Raw genomic sequence first — 16118 nt, forward strand, 5'->3', positions numbered from 1 at the left:
AACCGCTGAAACAGCAAAACAGGAAACCGAGCGTCATCAAAACATCACCAAACCGTCCTCTTAACGCCACAGCTCCGTAACAAAGGCTCCCTAAGCTGCGTTCCGATCACCACCTATCGGAACCAGCCGCCTCAGGAGCCAAACATGAAGCTTTTCCATACATCACTCGCACTTACCATTAGCTGCTTATGCGCATTGCCCGCCAGTGCCAACGTGTATTTTTCCGAATACATCGAAGGCAGCAGCAATAACAAAGCACTGGAAATTTACAACAGCGGCGACAACGCAATTAATTTAAGCGGCTACAAAGTTGAGATGTATTTCAACGGTAGCAACAGCGCCGGACTGACCATCAACCTGAGCGGCACCATTCCCGCACAAGGCGTGTTTGTACTGGCGCACGGCAGCGCCAATGGGACCATTCTGGCGGTCGCCAATCAAACCAGCAGCGCCAGCTGGTTTAACGGCAACGATGCCATAGTGTTAAAAAACGGCAGCACCATATTGGATAGCATCGGCCAAGTTGGTAACAACCCCGGCAGCGAATGGGGCACAGGCCTAACCAGCACTGCCGACAACACCCTGCGCCGCAAAACCTCCATCACCAGCGGCGACACCATCATCAACGACAGTTTTGATCCAGCCTCTGAATGGGAAGGCTACGCGCAAGACACCTTTGACCATCTGGGCACTTATCAAGGCAGCAGCAATGGCGGCGACAACAATGGTGGCAGCACTATTGGCCAATGCGGTGAAACCGCCAGCCGGATCGCCAGCGTTCAAGGCGCAGGCAGCGCGAGCCCATTCGTTGGCAATAACGTCACTATCGAAGCAATCGTGGTCGCCGACTTTCAAAACACCAATCAACTCGGCGGATTTTTTATTCAGGAAGAAGATGCCGATCGTGATAGCAATCCTGCAACATCGGAAGGTATTTATATCGCCAGCTCTACGCCGGTCGCAGTGGGGGATCGCGTACGCGTAAACGGAACGGTTGCAGAAACATTTGAGCTAACCCAACTCAACACCGCTACAGTCAAAGTGTGCGCCAGCAATCAACCACTGCCAACTCCTGCAAGCCTTTCACTGCCGGTTACATCGCTGGATGCATTTGAAGCCCTAGAGGGTATGTCGGTTGCGATATCACAAACACTCACCGTTAACGAAACCTATCAATTGGGCCGCTACGGACAACTGCTGCTGGCCAATGGTCGCTTACAGCAGCCGACCAATGTGGTCGAACCAGGCGCTGCCGCCAACGCTCTACAAGCGCAAAACAATTTAAATAAATTAATGATGGATGATGGGAGCAATGTGCAAAACCCTAACCCGGTTATTTTCCCTGCACCGGGTTTATCGGCTGAAAATACTCTGCGCAGCGGCGATACAGTGGCCAACTTGCGCGGTGTGATCACTTACGATTTTGGCAGCTATCGCATTCTGCCAACCGTTACACCGAATTTTATTCACACGAATGCACGCCCGCTCGCACCGGAAATCGATTCCGCTGCGAATTTAACAATCGCCAGTTTTAACGTTTTAAATTTCTTCAACGGCAATGGCACCGGCGGCGGCTTCCCCACCTCACGCGGCGCAAACAACACAACAGAATTCGCCCGCCAAAAAGCCAAAATCGTCAGCGCACTGGTTGGCTTGAATGCTGATGTGATCGGCCTGATCGAAATTGAAAACGATGGCTACAGCAATACCAGCGCGATTGCAGAATTGGCCGCCGCATTAAATACAGCCACCAATACCAACGTGTGGAAATTTATTAACCCAGGCGTGAACAAAATTGGAACCGATGAAATTGCCGTTGGTTTTATTTATCGCAGCGATAAAGCCACTGCCATTGGCCAAACAGCGATTCTGGATTCCAGTGTGGATGCGCAATTTATCGACACCAAAAACCGCCCGGCACTGGCGCAAAGTTTTCGCGTGAATAGCAATCGCGCCATTGCCACTGCTGTCGTCAACCATTTCAAATCCAAAGGTTCGGATTGTAATGACTTGGGTGATACCGACATCGGCGATGGTCAAGGCAACTGCAACCTCACTCGCACCAAGGCAGCGACTGCATTGGTGAATTGGTTGAGCACTCACCCCACCGGCGTGAATGATTCCGATTATTTAATCATCGGCGACTTAAACGCTTACGCCAAAGAAGATCCTATCCGCCAGATTCTTAACGCGGGCTACAGCGATTTGATCAATTTGTTTGGCGGCAGCCGCGCCTACTCTTATGTATTTGATGGCCAAGCGGGTTATTTGGATCACGGCCTCGCCAGCAGCTCACTCACTCCGCAGGTATTGTTCGCATCTGATTGGCATATCAACGCTGACGAACCCATCAGCCTCGATTACAACACCGAATTTAAATCCGCTGCGCAGATTAATAATTTTTACGCGCCTGATGCCTATCGTTCATCGGATCACGACCCGCTGTTGATATCGCTGAAATTAGTAATCGATTTGGATGGCGACGGCGACGTGGATAAAAACGATGTAATGATCGTGACCAATGCGCGCGGCGCTACTCCAACGGCAATTGATCAACGCGACGTAAATGGCGACGGCACCATCAATGCACTCGATGCCCGTGCACTCACACTGCAATGCACTCGCCCCGGCTGCGCCACTAACTAAACACAAGACCAGATTAAGGAGACAACAATGAAAACTCTATTACGCCTATTTTCAATACTCTGCATAGCTGCATCATTCAACGCCAATGCAATCAGCATCGATTTAATTGCCGACAACAATGCCATCAACCTTGGCGACAGCCTTGAAGTTCAAGTTCGCATCAGCGGCTTGGATGGCAGCACTGCCCTAGGGGTTTACGATGTGAATGTTAATTACGATGCAAGCCTGTTTAGCCTTGGCAATATCAACTGGGGCGATTCACTGCTGGGCAATCAATTGGATTTGTCCGGCTTTGGCAGCCTGCAAGACAGCAACAGCGGCAGCGGTTGGTTAAACCTGTTTGAATTATCGTTTGATGCGGTAACGGATTTGGAAAACTACCAAGCAGGAGAATTCACTCTGTTCAGTATCCTGTTCAAGGCTATTGCTATAGGCAGCGGCGATTTTTCACTAACCGCCAACGCCTTGGGCGATGCCTACGGCAACAATTTAGCCCTCGATAGCATCAATGGCACCAGCATTAATATCAACAGTGTTTCAGTGCCGGAGCCATCGAGCTTGTTATTGTTGATTGGCATGTTGGCTATTTTAGTTTTACGCACCAAATTGTCGCAGTCACCAAAATGAAAACCAAATTATAAAAAAGCCTGACAATCACCGATGAAGCGGAATTAATGAATAGCTACCGTTCTTCCGAAATCTAAATCCAGGTCGCCGAAGTTACGCTTGTTCTTGTAAATAATGAAAAGAGTTAAAATGCCAACAAAATAGGAGCCAGACATATCGAGAACTTAGCAAAACTGTTGTCTTTTTAAGGCCATCTGGCGCGAATGCATAGTGCGAAGCGGGATTGAAACCCCAATAGGACTCCGAATACATTAGCCCAAACCATCTCGTTCTTATAAGAGTGATTACAGCAATAAGGTGAACATACATTTTTTACCTACCCAATTTATCCCGCCGTACTTGCATTTTTAGCCACAATCGCCGATAACAAGCCGACATGAATGACCGAGCCATACCATGACTATTGACTTCAAACGCTATCAGGATCACCTGCAAAACCTGGTTTCTCTGCCATCGGTAAGCTGCGCCGTGCCCGAGTGGGATATGAGCAACCGCGCGGTGATTGATTATCTCGCGAGTTGTTTTGCCGATTTAGGTTTCAACACTCAGGTGATGGAACTGGCTCAGGCCGGCAAAGCCAACCTCATCGCTACCCTTGGCCGCGGCGAAGGTGGATTAGTATTGGCGGGACATAGCGATACGGTTCCCTATGACGCCAATCGCTGGCAATCCGACCCCTTCAGGCTCACCGAAAAAGATGGCAAGCTCTACGGTCTTGGCGCTACCGATATGAAAGGCTTTTTTCCGGTCATTATCGAAGCGGTCAAACCCTATATCGGCCACACATTTAAACACCCGCTGATTGTGCTCGCCACCGCCGACGAAGAGAGCAGTATGAGTGGCGCCCGTGCGCTGACTAAAGCAGGCATTCCCGGTGTGTCGCCGCGCTATGCGGTGATTGGCGAACCCACCGAGCTAGTGCCAATCCGCATGCACAAAGGCATCATGATGGAAGCGATTCGTGTGCGCGGCCAGAGCGGTCACTCTTCCAATCCAGCGCTGGGCAATAATGCGCTGGAGGCGATGAATCAGGTGATGAATGAACTCATCGGCCTGCGCAATGAATTGCAATTGAAATATCGCAACGCCGGATTTGCCGTGCAAACGCCAACACTGAATTTAGGCTGCATTCACGGCGGCGATGGTGCCAACCGCATCTGCGGCGATTGCGAATTGCATTTTGATTTGCGCCTGCTGCCGGGCATGGATAACAACGAAGTGCGCGCCGCGATTCAGCAGCGCTTAACACCTATCGCCGAGCGCAGCGGCACCGATATTGTTTTATCATCGCTGTTTGAAGGTGTTGATCCCTTCGGTGAAGACGAACACAGCGAGTTAATAAAACTGTGCGAGCAATTGACCGGCAATCACTCCGAGAGTGTTGCTTTCGCCACCGAAGCGCCGTTTATGCAACAGCTCGGGATGCAAACTGTCGTGCTCGGACCTGGTTCGATTAATCAGGCACACCAACCGGATGAGTTTATTCCACTCGATCAGATTGAACCGGCAGTAAAGATTGTGCGCGGGCTAATCGAGAAATATTGTTTGTAGTTTTTCTTTCGCCACAACAATGATTTTTTAAAAGACTTTTTAACAAGAGACATATCGTGCCTGCGAACACTCAAGACACCAGTACCAACGCCTATGTGAAATGGTTTCGTCACTCGACGCCTTACATCAACAGACACAGCGATAAAACCTTTGTGCTGATGCTGCCCGGTGAAGCCATCACCCACGCGAACTTTCACAATATAGTGCACGATATAGCGCTACTTTGTAGCCTCGATGTGCGCTTGGTACTGGTGCACGGCGCCCGCCCGCAAATTGATGATCGACTGCAAGTTGCCGATACGTTTAGTCATTTTCACAATCATTTGCGCATCACCGACAGTGAAAGTTTACGCTTGGTAATTCAAGCGATTGGCGAGGCGCGCACTATTGTTGAAGCGGCGCTCTCCACCAGCCTACCCAACTCGCCCATGCACGATGCCGACATGCAGGTGATCAGCGGCAATTTTGTTGTGGCCATGCCCTACGGTGTAATTGATGGTGTGGATTTGCAACACACCGGCAAAGTGCGCAAGGTCAACACTCGCTCGCTCAATGCTGCACTCGATTCCGGCGCGGTAGTATTGCTATCGCCTATGGCCTACTCACCCACGGGTGAAATTTTTAATTTAACCTTTAGCGACGTTGCCACTCATGTAGCAGGCGCCATTAAAGCCGACAAATTATTAGCCTTTGTTGAAGGCAATGGTTTGAGCGATAGCGAAGGCAATTTAATTCGCCAGCTATCGCTGCCCGAATGCAAAAATTATCTCAATGAACACGGTAATAAAATCAGTTTTGATTTACAGCAGGCGGTCAGCGCCTGTTATTTAAGTTGCCTGCAAGGTGTGCAGCGCGCGCAATTAATCAGTTACGAAACCGATGGCGCACTGCTCACCGAACTGTTTACCCGCGATGGCTTGGGCACCATGATTTACTCAGGTCAATACGAGCAATTGCGCACGGCCACTATCGATGATGTAGCTGATATTTTGGAATTAATACGTCCACTCGAAGAACAGGGAATTTTAGTGCGTCGCTCGCGTGAAGTACTGGAAACGGAAATCAATAAATTTCATGTGATGGATAAAGACGGCTCCATTATCGCCTGCGCAGCACTCTACCCTTACGGCGATATGGCGGAGTTGTCCTGCGTGGCGACCCATCCGGAATATCGCAATGGCGGCCGCGCTGCAACTCTGCTGCAACAAATGGAAACACAGGCGCGCAAACAGAAAATCAAACAGCTGTTTTTGCTCACTACCCAAACAGCCCACTGGTTTATCGAGCAGGGCTTTGTGCAGGGGAAAATTGACGATTTGCCCATCGCCAAACAGGAGCTTTATAACTATCAGCGCAACTCCAAGATTTTTATTAAAACACTGATATAGCTCTAAATACACGCCGCTCTCGAAACAATTGAAAGCGGCAATGCTTGCAATTTCCCGCCACAGGCAATCTGCCGAAAACGGCAGCTTTCTGCTATCATTTCGCACATTGCTACATCCAAATTCACCGCTGGCCGCAACTCGCGACACGCTTTACGAGGTTACGCTTTATGCCAATCTATCGCTCCAAAACCACCACCGCTGGCCGCAATATGGCCGGGGCTCGCGCATTGTGGCGCGCTACCGGCATGAAAGACGGTGACTTCGACAAACCGATTATCGCCATCGCCAACTCTTTTACCCAGTTTGTACCCGGCCACGTTCACCTAAAAGACTTGGGTCAACTGGTTGCACGCGAAATTGAAAGAGTCGGCGGCGTCGCCAAAGAATTCAACACCATCGCCGTAGATGACGGTATCGCCATGGGGCACGACGGTATGCTCTACAGCTTGCCTTCGCGCGACATCATCGCCGATTCGGTTGAATACATGGTTAACGCCCATTGCGCCGATGCGATTGTGTGTATCTCCAACTGTGACAAAATCACCCCCGGTATGTTGATGGCGGCTATGCGCTTGAACATTCCCGTGATTTTCGTTTCCGGCGGCCCAATGGAAGCCGGTAAAACCAAACTCTCTGAGCACAAGCTTGATTTGGTTGATGCCATGGTGATTGCGGTAGACGACAACGCCAGCGACGAAACAGTCGCTGAATACGAGCGCTCTGCCTGCCCCACTTGTGGCTCTTGCTCAGGCATGTTTACCGCTAATTCCATGAACTGCTTGACCGAAGCGCTGGGCTTATCCTTGCCAGGCAACGGCTCGTTGTTAGCGACTCACTCTGACCGCGAGCAACTCTTTTTAGAAGCTGGCCGCCGCATTGTCGAAATCACCAAGCGCTACTACGAAGAAGATGACTACAGCGTATTGCCACGCTCCATCGCCAGCTTTGCTGCTTTTGAAAATGCAATGGCCTTGGATATCGCCATGGGCGGCTCTACCAACACCATTTTGCATTTGCTGGCTGCTGCTCAAGAAGGTGATGTCCCCTTCACTATGTTTGATGTAGATCGCATGAGCCGCAAGGTTCCGCAGCTTTGCAAAGTCGCACCTAATACACCTAAGTATCACATGGAAGATGTGCATCGCGCCGGCGGCGTAATGAGCATTTTAGCTGAGCTGAACCGCGGCGGTCTTTTCCACAATCAACTACCTACCGTTCACAGCAGAACCTTCCAAGAAGCCTTAGACAAATGGGACATTATCAGCACCTCATCTGAAGCTGTAGCCACTTTCTACAAAGCAGGCCCCGCTGGCATTCCCACCCAAACGGCGTTTAGCCAATCTACCCGCTGGCCCACCTTGGACGGCGACCGCGCAGAAGGCTGTATTCGCTCAGTGAAAAATGCCTATAGCAAAGAAGGCGGTTTGGCCGTACTCAAAGGCAATATCGCCCTTGATGGCTGCGTCGTAAAAACCTCTGGTGTAGACGAAAGCTGCTGGGTGTTTGAAGGCAAAGCCTATGTAGTGGAAAGTCAAGACAAGGCCGTTGCCGATATATTGGACGGCAAGGTAAAAGAAGGCGATGTAGTCGTAATTCGCTACGAAGGCCCCAAAGGCGGGCCCGGCATGCAGGAAATGCTCTACCCCACTAGCTATTTAAAATCCAAAGGTTTGGGCAAGGCTTGCGCACTCCTTACCGATGGCCGCTTCTCTGGCGGAACTTCTGGTTTGTCGATTGGCCACGTATCACCTGAAGCGGCGTCTGGTGGCGCGATTGGTTTGGTGCAAACCGGCGATATTATCCGTATCGACATACCCAATCGCAGCATTAATGTAGTTCTGACCGATGCCGAACTGGATGCGCGCCGCGCCGCCGAAGAAGCAAAAGGTGCATTGGCCTGGAAGCCAACTGAAGTCCGCCCACGCAAAATTAGCGCATCACTCAAAGCCTATGCGATGCTAGCAACCAGTGCAGACAAAGGCGCGGTTAGGGATTTAAGTAAACTCGATTGATAAATAAGTTAGCGCCGCAGCTTAGTGTTTCTTGCGGCGCAATTCTCTCCAATAATAGGATATCTAATCAGCAGGTAACTTTTAATTTTACTTGAATAATTTTCCCAATAAAAAAGCCAGCTACTGCTGGCTTTTTTATTGGGGGGGAGAACACATAATCGACAGCTATTGTTTTGCTAAAGCTTCCAATCTAGCCTTCTCTCTCTGCGAGTAATCAACCCACTGCGCAGCCACTTTGGAACTACGGGCATCTTTACCAGCTTCTTTAAAGAACTTTATTGCTTCTTCAAAGTTTTTCAATTCAAATTCAGCCTGAGCTACAGTTAAATTGGCATGATCAACACGCTTTAATTTACCGGCTTTAAGCGCTTGACGCCCCCATTTAGAAGCATCTTTGAATTTATCAGTAGCAAGATATGCCTGTGCAAGACCGATAATTAAATCGCCATCGGTAGACTTAGTCGCTGCTTTTTCATATTCAACCAAAGACTCTTTAGCATTTTGAGCCAAGCGTAAAGAATCAGCTAACAATTTAAGATTTTTAGCTGTTGGCTCAACAATCTTGTCCGTGTAGATACCCTTCTTAAGCGCTTTAGCCGCCTTGTAAGGGACTTCTGCTTCCAAGTACATGCTTGCTAAACGAATTATATCTTTTTCGGAAGTTAAGCCGCCCATTAGATAGCAGGTTTCAAATGCGTACAAGGAGTCTTTCGGGCGATCAACAACATAATACACCTGCGACAACTGCTTCCAATATTGTGCTTTTGGATAGTGCTTAATCAGCTTTTCCAAAACCACCAGACCACTCTTGTAGTCTTCTTTATCAAAATAAAGGCCACGTTGAAGAATGTACCATGACTCCGCTGGCACTTTACCCGCCGCCTCTTGATTCTTTACCGCCTCATTAATGTTCAATAAAGCGTTTCTATTGTCTTCTAGCTGATAATACAGCGTCGAAAACATGTAAGAGTCTTCAGGCTTTAGAGTATCTTCATACTCAGTCCACTTCAGCAAAGTTTCCAATGCTTTTCTGGGGTTGTCGACTTGAGAATAAAGTTGCCCAACTATACGAATAGTAGCGGCTTCAGTTCCAATTGGCATATTCGGACTCTGAGCAAGCATTTTGTTAAAGCTATCAATCGCTTTAGCATAATTCTCACTACCCAAATGCGCGTATCCAGTGTATTGATGAAGCAAGACCAATTCATATGCATTAGCTTTAGCCGAATTAGCAGCCATTTCATTCAATAACTGCATAGCTTTGCGTGGATCAGGCTTTACTGTTTCGTCTTGCGGTTGTAAATACCCGGCAGCTTCAGTGATCTTTTTACCAAAAGATTCAGTCACATTGGGGAACTTACGTTGCTCTCCAGCATGCTTATTTTTAGCTCTAACCTGCGCAACTGCACTGGAAATTTCAACTACACCAGGTACAACTGCGTCAACTGCTTTACCTATAAACAATGGAGACACAGCAATAACACCGGCCAGCAAAGTACGGTTAAGAGCAACTGAAACAGCAGGAAATACTTGTCTCATTTCATTACCCCTTATTTCTGCATCGTGTAGGTGAAGCGATTCTTCACCCCAGGAACCTCAACAGGCTTCCCATCAACCACTTTCGGCTTGTATTTAAACTTGAGCGCAGCCTTCACGGATGCACGATTAAATACAGAAGTAGGCTTACCTTCTTTGGTTATGCATTCACTTTCAATTGGCTCTGGGTCACGAGTAGTACCAGTTTCCGTAACGGTGTAAATAACTGTACAAAACCCTTCAATGCCGCGAGACAACGCAGTACTTGGATACTCAGGTGGAACCTTCACAATTGGAAGATACTCACCTTCGCTAAAAGCCAAAGAACCGCTGCCCATATCTATTCCAGCCTTGGCAACAGGAGCCGTCATATTAAGAGCTTCACCAGAAATATCAGGGGCATCAAACTCTGGCTCTGGTAAGTCAGGCGGAATATCAGGCTCTTCCGGTTTTTCCGGTTTAGCATCTTCAAAACGGGTCTCAATTTTGGTATCTGGCATTGTAATGTCAGGAATTTTTACCGTTTTTTTCTGTTTTAACTCGCCGAGATCGTTATTTATTAACTGATACATCAAGAACAAGAGCAATAGGGTGGTAACCACCCCTAAGAGCCCTGCTATACCTACTTTTGCGAAGTTCATAGCAACCTATTTCTCTTCAGTAGAGACAGACACATCACTAATACCCGCTTCACGCGCAGCAGTAGCGACTTCCAATACGTATTTGAGATCTGCCTTGGCATCTGCCTGAATAGAGACAGTACCATTTGGATTATCGGCGCGCATACGCTCAATAACTTTAGCAACCAAACGAGGATCAACTTCTTTTTTATCAATCCAGATTTCGTTGTCTTCACCAATGGCAATCAGAATACTGGCGTTAGGCTTTTTATCAGCAGTACTGGCATCAGGTCTTGTTACCTCTTTACCAGTCTCTTTGATGAATGTCGCCGTAACGATGAAAAAGATCAGCATAATAAACACCACATCCAACATTGGAGTGAGGTCGATTGCCTGAGCTTCCTCTTCAGGTTTTGCGTTTTTCCTGCTCATGAGACATCTCTTAATTACAGGTTAATATTGCTCGATCACCTAGTGATCCATTGTCAAATGGTCAGCAAACAAATGATCTTCACGCTCAGCAATACGCGACAAATAGGTGTTCACAAAAATCCCGGATAATGCCGCAACCATACCTGCCATTGTTGGGATAGTTGCTTTTGACACACCACCAGCCATGGATTTAGCATCACCGCCACCGGTATACGCCATCACACTGAACACTTCAATCATACCTGTTACCGTTCCCAACAACCCCATTAAAGGACAGAGGGCAATCAATGTAACAATCATATCCATGTTGGCATTTATCTTGGCGGACATGCGCGAAATCATCTTTGCGCGAATTTGGTGAGCATTCCAGGACTTGCGCTCTTTGCGCGCCTCCCAGCCTGCTAATGCTTGCTGAACATCGCCTTTTAGACCACCTTTGAAGTACCACGCCCGTTCAAACACGAGCGTCCACATGACAAAGGTAAGGGCGGCAATGAGGTACATTACCCAACCGCCCTGATCCATAAAGGCTCCAATGGAACTAAAAGCGTCCGTTAAAGCCTGCATGTGTTATCTCCTACTTAGTACGCTCAGAGTTTTCAGCAATAATGCCAGTGGTTTGCTCATCCAATACTTGAACAACGGCTTTGGCGCGACCGTTAACCAAGGTATGCATCAGCACCACCGGAATTGCAACGATCAAGCCCTGTACAGTGGTAACCAATGCTGAAGAAATACCACCGGCCATATTTTTAGGATCACCAGCACCGAAGATAGTGATCGCCTGGAAGGTTTCGATCATACCGGTTACTGTACCCAACAGACCCAACAAAGGAGCTACTGCAGCGATAATTTTCAACACTGCCAAGCCGCTTTCAATGGATGGGCGCTCTTTGAGAACCGCCTCTTCCAACTTGAGCTCCAAAGTCTCGGTATCAACATTTTTGTTCTCTTCAGCTACTTTTAATACACGACCCAGAGGATTATTGGTATTGGCCTTATCAGATTTAAGTTGAGCATTTACTTTGCCACTTACAGCAAGCAATACCAATATTCTGAACAAGCCCAGCAACATACCAATTACACCAACAGCAGTAATCACGTAGCCAACTGACCCACCTTGATGCCAACGCTCAACCAGTGTTGGTGTGTCGATTAAAGCAGTTAATAATTGGCCACCAGCTGGACCCGTTGGATCAACACCAAAGGCAACAATTGAAGAGTTAGCATCTTGCAATGCTTGAGCACCAGCCAGAAATTTAGATGGTTGGCGTGGCAACTCTTGAATCTTGACACCGTCAAAAGTCAGATACTTACCTTCTGAAACCAAGTTGTATGTACCAACACGCACAACCTCTTGTTGGGCTTGCTCACCGCTCGGCTTGATAACATTAGCAGTGAATTTCACCACACGACCAGTTTCAACCATTTCACGCTGAACTTCGTACCACAAACGTTCAATCTCTTCGATGTCCGGCAAGCTCGTGCTGCTGGTCATCTTCTCAATCAGAGTCTCGAGGAACTCACCACGATTTGGGTGTTGTGCACTAACGATGGAGGTTTCCAGAGTTGCACGCAAATCACCTGCGGTAGAGGTCAAATGACCAAACAACTCTTTCATTGAGCCAAGACGTTCATTCAATTGAACTTTTTTAGCTGCAACCAGAATGTCTTGCTCTTGGTATTTCTTTTCGAGTGCAACAGAGCGAGCATCTTCAGCTTGACGAGTAGCTTTAGCTTGAGCCAACAAGTTAGCTTGGTTCGCTTTATCGCGAGCAAATTCAGCTTCACGCTGCTTGTGCTCCGCCGATTCACTGATTTGCGATTTTTTTACCATATCCAACAGCTGATCAAGAGTCTGTGCTTTCTCTTGCGCGACAGCAAAGGAACTACTTAAAACGCCAGCAGCAGCGAGCATTAAGCAGCTTTTAACAAATTTCATTTTCATTGTGCTGCCTCCGGTGCCTGAACGGTCATGGTCATAATATCTTTGGATGCTTGACCGCGCGCGATGCGCAAGCCTTTCAGTATGTTGGCGTTGTATGAATCATCCAGCGCAACCCATTGGCCTTGAGCCGCATCCCACGTACCGCATTGTTTTGCATCGGTAGTTTGATACATCAAAGAGATACGACCTACACGGAGGATGTTTACTTCGCGATCTTGACCGTCGACAGGTAATGTACCTTTGTAAGCTTCGATCGTACTGCCATAGGCAGATTCGATTTTGTAAGCTTCAAGCACTTGACGGAACTTCTCAGAAACAGAGATATCAGCGCGATCTTGGTTGTTGCGCAGCATTTCAATACGCGCCTTGCGCTCTTCAACTTGGAAAGGTTTATCCAAGCTGACAAATTGTTCTAGGCTTTCCAACATGCGGAAAATCAATGGCTGGATTTGACGCTCAATAACGGTCACTTTCTCAATGGATTTCTCCAAGTCTTGAACAACAACCAGTTGTTTTGCAACTTGCTTTTCCATCTGAGCGTTGAACACGCGGAGATCATCGATCAACTTATTTTGCTGTTTGAATTGTTGAGCCAGATCATCAGTTTCCTGGGCCAATCTGTCAATGCGCTTCTGGGAGTCTTGCGCCAAAGTCGTTTTTGCTTGACCGACTTTAAGTACAGAATCCAGAGCTTGATCTGCCATGGCAACGCTACCCATTAGCGCGCCCGCAGAAAGCATTGTGGTCAGAGCCACCGCTTTCAATCGCTGCTTTTTCATAATCCCCCCAACTGGGTGTTCAATCAAGTGAGTTTGTGGCAACAGGCTGCCACAGACGCGTTATCCACGTAGCCTCTGCGAGGCGGTTAAGAACGGCGGCATTGTAATAAGCACCATGACCTACTTCCAATGATTTATCCTACAACCTTCTACGTGTGTATTTAAGTATCAGACCGGTAACACATTATTGCTTTTAATAAGTGCACAGGTAACACAAAAACAAAACCTTTAAAACCAAATCAAAAAAACACATTTACAACAAAACTTTTAGTTATTAGCTTTTAGGTGCTGGCAGACCGCTCATAAACCAAAAACTGGTGCCCCACTACCGCAGCCTCATCTCCGACCGAGGTTGATTTCAACTCCCACTCAGCCGCACTTAAGGGTTCAAAAAATGCGTCACCCTCGGGCGCAAGATCGACCCAAGTCAGATAGATGCGATCAGCAACATTCAATGCAGAACGATATATTTCAGCGCCACCAATAACCATAGCTTCATTCAAAGCTAGCGGAGCGCCAAGCAAAACTTTATTTGCTTCAGTCAATGCCTGCTCGAAACTATTGGTAACAACCACACCGTCGGCACCCAACCAATCTTTATTGCGCGTAACAACTATATTTGTTCGCCCAGGAAGAGGCTTACCGATCGATTCATAGGTTTTTCGCCCCATGATTACCGGCTTATTCAAGGTTACCGATTTAAAATATTTCAAATCCTGCGGTAGATGCCAAGGCAGCCGATTATTGCATCCTATGACACCATTTTTAGCTGCAGCAACTATGATGGACAATTTCATGCAGTATCTTCGCCTTGCCTCTTATTAATACTTAAATTTCGCCAACAACCACTAAATAGCGATAGGCGCGACTATACGCGGATGGGGATGGTAACCTTCAAATTCAAAATCTTGCAACTCGTAACCGAAAATACTATCGGGGCGACGACGAATCATAAGTGTAGGCAAGTTTTTCGGTTCGCGTGTTAATTGTTCGTAAACTATGTCGTCTGTAATATGATTTTTGTACAAATGGCAATCGCCAAACGTATGCACAAATTCCCCCACCCCCAAATCACACTGCTGCGCGATCATATGAGTTAACAACGCATAACTGGCAATGTTGAAAGGCACACCAAGAAATAGATCCGCGCTGCGCTGGTAGAGCTGGCAGGAAAGCTTGCCTTCAGATACATAGAATTGGAACAAAGTATGGCACGCCGCCAAAGCCATGCGCCCTTGCTCTACATTCTGCTGGGGGCCCATAGATTCATCTGGTAAATCGGCAGGATTCCACGCACTAACAATCAGGCGACGCGAGTAGGGATTCTTTTTGATCTGGGTAATCACCTGTGATATCTGATCAATAGTGGAGCCGTCAGGGCATGCCCAGCTACGCCATTGCTTTCCGTATACAGGCCCCAAATCACCTGCCTCAGTAGCCCACTCGTTCCAGATATTACAACCACGCTCTTGCAACCAACCAACGTCCGTGCGCCCCTGCAGAAACCAAAGCAGCTCAACAATTACACTTTTCAGATGCACGGTCTTGGTTGTCACCAAGGGAAACCCTTTGTTTAAATCAAAGCGCAATTGACGCCCAAATACCGAATAAGTCCCAGTGCCGGTGCGATCGCCTCGCAGGGTGCCGTTTTCGACTACATCGCGCATCAACTCTAGATATTGCTTCATCAACCAACCTGTACAAAAAATTAAATAAGCCTATGAACCTTTAACAGCCTTTGGGGCAAAGGCGTATGCCCACACCAGCAACCCAACGCCGAGTAAGAACATTGGTACACACAGCAATTGACCGCGAGTCATTCCGGCAATCAGGGCAACCCCCAGATCCGGTTCACGCACATACTCGACACCAAAGCGGAAAGTGGAATAACCAACCAAGAACACGCCTGATACCGCGCCGCGGGGACGAGGCTTGGCTGAAAACCAAAATACGATCACAAATAGAACCAGCCCCTCAAGGAAGGCCTGATAAAGCTGGCTAGGATGACGTGCAATTCCTTCCGGATCCATAGCCTTGGGGAAGACCATTGCCCAAGGCGCATCGCTCACACGCCCCCAAAGCTCCTGACCGATAAAGTTGCCCAAACGGCCAAAGCCCAAGCCGAGCGGCACTATGGGAGCAACAAAATCCATCAAACCAACAAAGGGGCGATTGATGCGGTAAGAATAAATAACCATCGCCACTATCACACCGATCAAACCACCATGGAATGACATCCCACCCTCCCATAGACGGAACAACCAGAGTGGGTCACGCATCCACTGATCAAAGTTATAAAACACAACGTAGCCAAAGCGGCCACCGAGAATCACCCCGAACGCGCCATAGGTAATCAGGTTTTCTACCTGAGAACGGTTGATTGTGGCCGTCGAAGCCTTAGCGCGATGCATCGCAATTAACCACGCACTGGCAAAAGCCAGCAAATACATAATGCCGTACCAATGAACACTGAATGGACCAAGCGCCATGCCACCAATAGATACAGGCTCTTTAAGAAGAGTAAATGCGATGGGATTTAAATCCGGGTATTGCAGCATAAGCAGTTAAACCTGAAACAG

The 16118-nt window shown here is 48.0% G+C and carries 14 protein-coding genes; 5 read left to right on the forward strand and 9 right to left on the reverse strand.

Annotated features, from left to right (window positions below; genetic code table 11):
- Positions 1-144 precede the first annotated feature (144 nt).
- The 5 genes from AC2CG4_RS06715 to ilvD all read left to right on the forward strand — a co-directional run bounded on the left by AC2CG4_RS06715 (position 145) and on the right by ilvD (position 8224).
- Positions 145-2646, forward strand: coding sequence for an ExeM/NucH family extracellular endonuclease (locus tag AC2CG4_RS06715; protein WP_484485513.1), 2502 nt, complete (start codon positions 145-147; stop codon positions 2644-2646).
- A 27-nt stretch (positions 2647-2673) separates the two neighbouring features.
- Complete coding sequence (locus AC2CG4_RS06720) at positions 2674-3273, forward strand: cohesin domain-containing protein (protein WP_484485514.1); 600 nt, start codon at positions 2674-2676, stop codon at positions 3271-3273.
- A gap of 396 nt (positions 3274-3669) precedes the next feature.
- Complete coding sequence (gene argE, locus AC2CG4_RS06725) at positions 3670-4824, forward strand: acetylornithine deacetylase (RefSeq protein ID WP_484485515.1); 1155 nt, start codon at positions 3670-3672, stop codon at positions 4822-4824.
- A 56-nt stretch (positions 4825-4880) separates the two neighbouring features.
- Entirely contained in the window at positions 4881-6212 is a 1332-nt protein-coding gene (argA, locus tag AC2CG4_RS06730) for an amino-acid N-acetyltransferase (RefSeq protein WP_484485516.1), read from the forward strand.
- A 167-nt stretch (positions 6213-6379) separates the two neighbouring features.
- Entirely contained in the window at positions 6380-8224 is a 1845-nt protein-coding gene (ilvD, locus tag AC2CG4_RS06735) for a dihydroxy-acid dehydratase (protein WP_484485517.1), read from the forward strand.
- Between the two features lie 165 nt (positions 8225-8389).
- On the opposite strand, the gene AC2CG4_RS06740 is transcribed toward ilvD, so the two are convergent.
- The 9 genes from AC2CG4_RS06740 to lgt all read right to left on the reverse strand — a co-directional run bounded on the left by AC2CG4_RS06740 (position 8390) and on the right by lgt (position 16097).
- A complete protein-coding gene (locus tag AC2CG4_RS06740; RefSeq protein WP_484485518.1) occupies positions 8390-9763 on the reverse strand; it encodes a tetratricopeptide repeat protein in 1374 nt (457 codons plus the stop codon).
- A gap of 11 nt (positions 9764-9774) precedes the next feature.
- Positions 9775-10401 (reverse strand): energy transducer TonB, encoded by a 627-nt coding sequence (locus tag AC2CG4_RS06745; RefSeq protein ID WP_484485519.1) that lies wholly within the window; start codon positions 10399-10401, stop codon positions 9775-9777.
- 6 nt (positions 10402-10407) lie between these two features.
- Positions 10408-10812, reverse strand: a complete 405-nt coding sequence (locus AC2CG4_RS06750; protein WP_062061691.1) for an ExbD/TolR family protein — start codon at positions 10810-10812, stop codon at positions 10408-10410.
- Positions 10813-10851: 39 nt separating this feature from the next.
- Complete coding sequence (locus tag AC2CG4_RS06755) at positions 10852-11379, reverse strand: MotA/TolQ/ExbB proton channel family protein (RefSeq protein ID WP_484485520.1); 528 nt, start codon at positions 11377-11379, stop codon at positions 10852-10854.
- Between the two features lie 10 nt (positions 11380-11389).
- The gene (locus AC2CG4_RS06760) at positions 11390-12760 is read right to left on the reverse strand and encodes a MotA/TolQ/ExbB proton channel family protein (RefSeq protein WP_484485521.1); all 1371 of its coding nucleotides are present in this window, start codon (positions 12758-12760) and stop codon (positions 11390-11392) included.
- The gene (locus AC2CG4_RS06765) at positions 12757-13539 is read right to left on the reverse strand and encodes a DUF3450 domain-containing protein (RefSeq protein WP_484485706.1); all 783 of its coding nucleotides are present in this window, start codon (positions 13537-13539) and stop codon (positions 12757-12759) included. The genes AC2CG4_RS06760 and AC2CG4_RS06765 overlap by 4 nt, the downstream gene beginning before the upstream one ends.
- 281 nt (positions 13540-13820) lie before the next feature.
- The gene (locus tag AC2CG4_RS06770; protein WP_484485522.1) at positions 13821-14336 is read right to left on the reverse strand and encodes a dihydrofolate reductase; all 516 of its coding nucleotides are present in this window, start codon (positions 14334-14336) and stop codon (positions 13821-13823) included.
- A gap of 51 nt (positions 14337-14387) precedes the next feature.
- Positions 14388-15227: a thymidylate synthase gene (locus tag AC2CG4_RS06775; RefSeq protein WP_484485523.1), complete on the reverse strand. Its 840-nt coding sequence runs from the start codon at positions 15225-15227 to the stop codon at positions 14388-14390.
- Positions 15228-15257: 30 nt separating this feature from the next.
- Positions 15258-16097, reverse strand: coding sequence for a prolipoprotein diacylglyceryl transferase (gene lgt / locus AC2CG4_RS06780; protein ID WP_484485524.1), 840 nt, complete (start codon positions 16095-16097; stop codon positions 15258-15260).
- Between the last annotated feature and the right edge of the window lie 21 nt (positions 16098-16118).

This window comes from Cellvibrio sp. ATLC23, assembly GCF_057196725.1.

Excerpts from the sequence above, each read along its gene's own strand:
- AC2CG4_RS06715 (WP_484485513.1), top strand. The coding sequence starts at position 145 with ATGAAGCTTTTCCATACATCACTCGCACTTACCATTAGCTGCTTATGC.
- AC2CG4_RS06720 (WP_484485514.1), top strand. The coding sequence starts at position 2,674 with ATGAAAACTCTATTACGCCTATTTTCAATACTCTGCATAGCTGCATCA.
- argE (WP_484485515.1), top strand. The coding sequence starts at position 3,670 with ATGACTATTGACTTCAAACGCTATCAGGATCACCTGCAAAACCTGGTT.
- ilvD (WP_484485517.1), top strand. The coding sequence starts at position 6,380 with ATGCCAATCTATCGCTCCAAAACCACCACCGCTGGCCGCAATATGGCC.
- AC2CG4_RS06740 (WP_484485518.1), bottom strand. The coding sequence starts at position 9,763 with ATGAGACAAGTATTTCCTGCTGTTTCAGTTGCTCTTAACCGTACTTTG.
- AC2CG4_RS06745 (WP_484485519.1), bottom strand. The coding sequence starts at position 10,401 with ATGAACTTCGCAAAAGTAGGTATAGCAGGGCTCTTAGGGGTGGTTACC.
- AC2CG4_RS06750 (WP_062061691.1), bottom strand. The coding sequence starts at position 10,812 with ATGAGCAGGAAAAACGCAAAACCTGAAGAGGAAGCTCAGGCAATCGAC.
- AC2CG4_RS06755 (WP_484485520.1), bottom strand. The coding sequence starts at position 11,379 with ATGCAGGCTTTAACGGACGCTTTTAGTTCCATTGGAGCCTTTATGGAT.
- AC2CG4_RS06760 (WP_484485521.1), bottom strand. The coding sequence starts at position 12,760 with ATGAAAATGAAATTTGTTAAAAGCTGCTTAATGCTCGCTGCTGCTGGC.
- AC2CG4_RS06765 (WP_484485706.1), bottom strand. The coding sequence starts at position 13,539 with ATGAAAAAGCAGCGATTGAAAGCGGTGGCTCTGACCACAATGCTTTCT.
- AC2CG4_RS06770 (WP_484485522.1), bottom strand. The coding sequence starts at position 14,336 with ATGAAATTGTCCATCATAGTTGCTGCAGCTAAAAATGGTGTCATAGGA.
- AC2CG4_RS06775 (WP_484485523.1), bottom strand. The coding sequence starts at position 15,227 with ATGAAGCAATATCTAGAGTTGATGCGCGATGTAGTCGAAAACGGCACC.
- lgt (WP_484485524.1), bottom strand. The coding sequence starts at position 16,097 with ATGCTGCAATACCCGGATTTAAATCCCATCGCATTTACTCTTCTTAAA.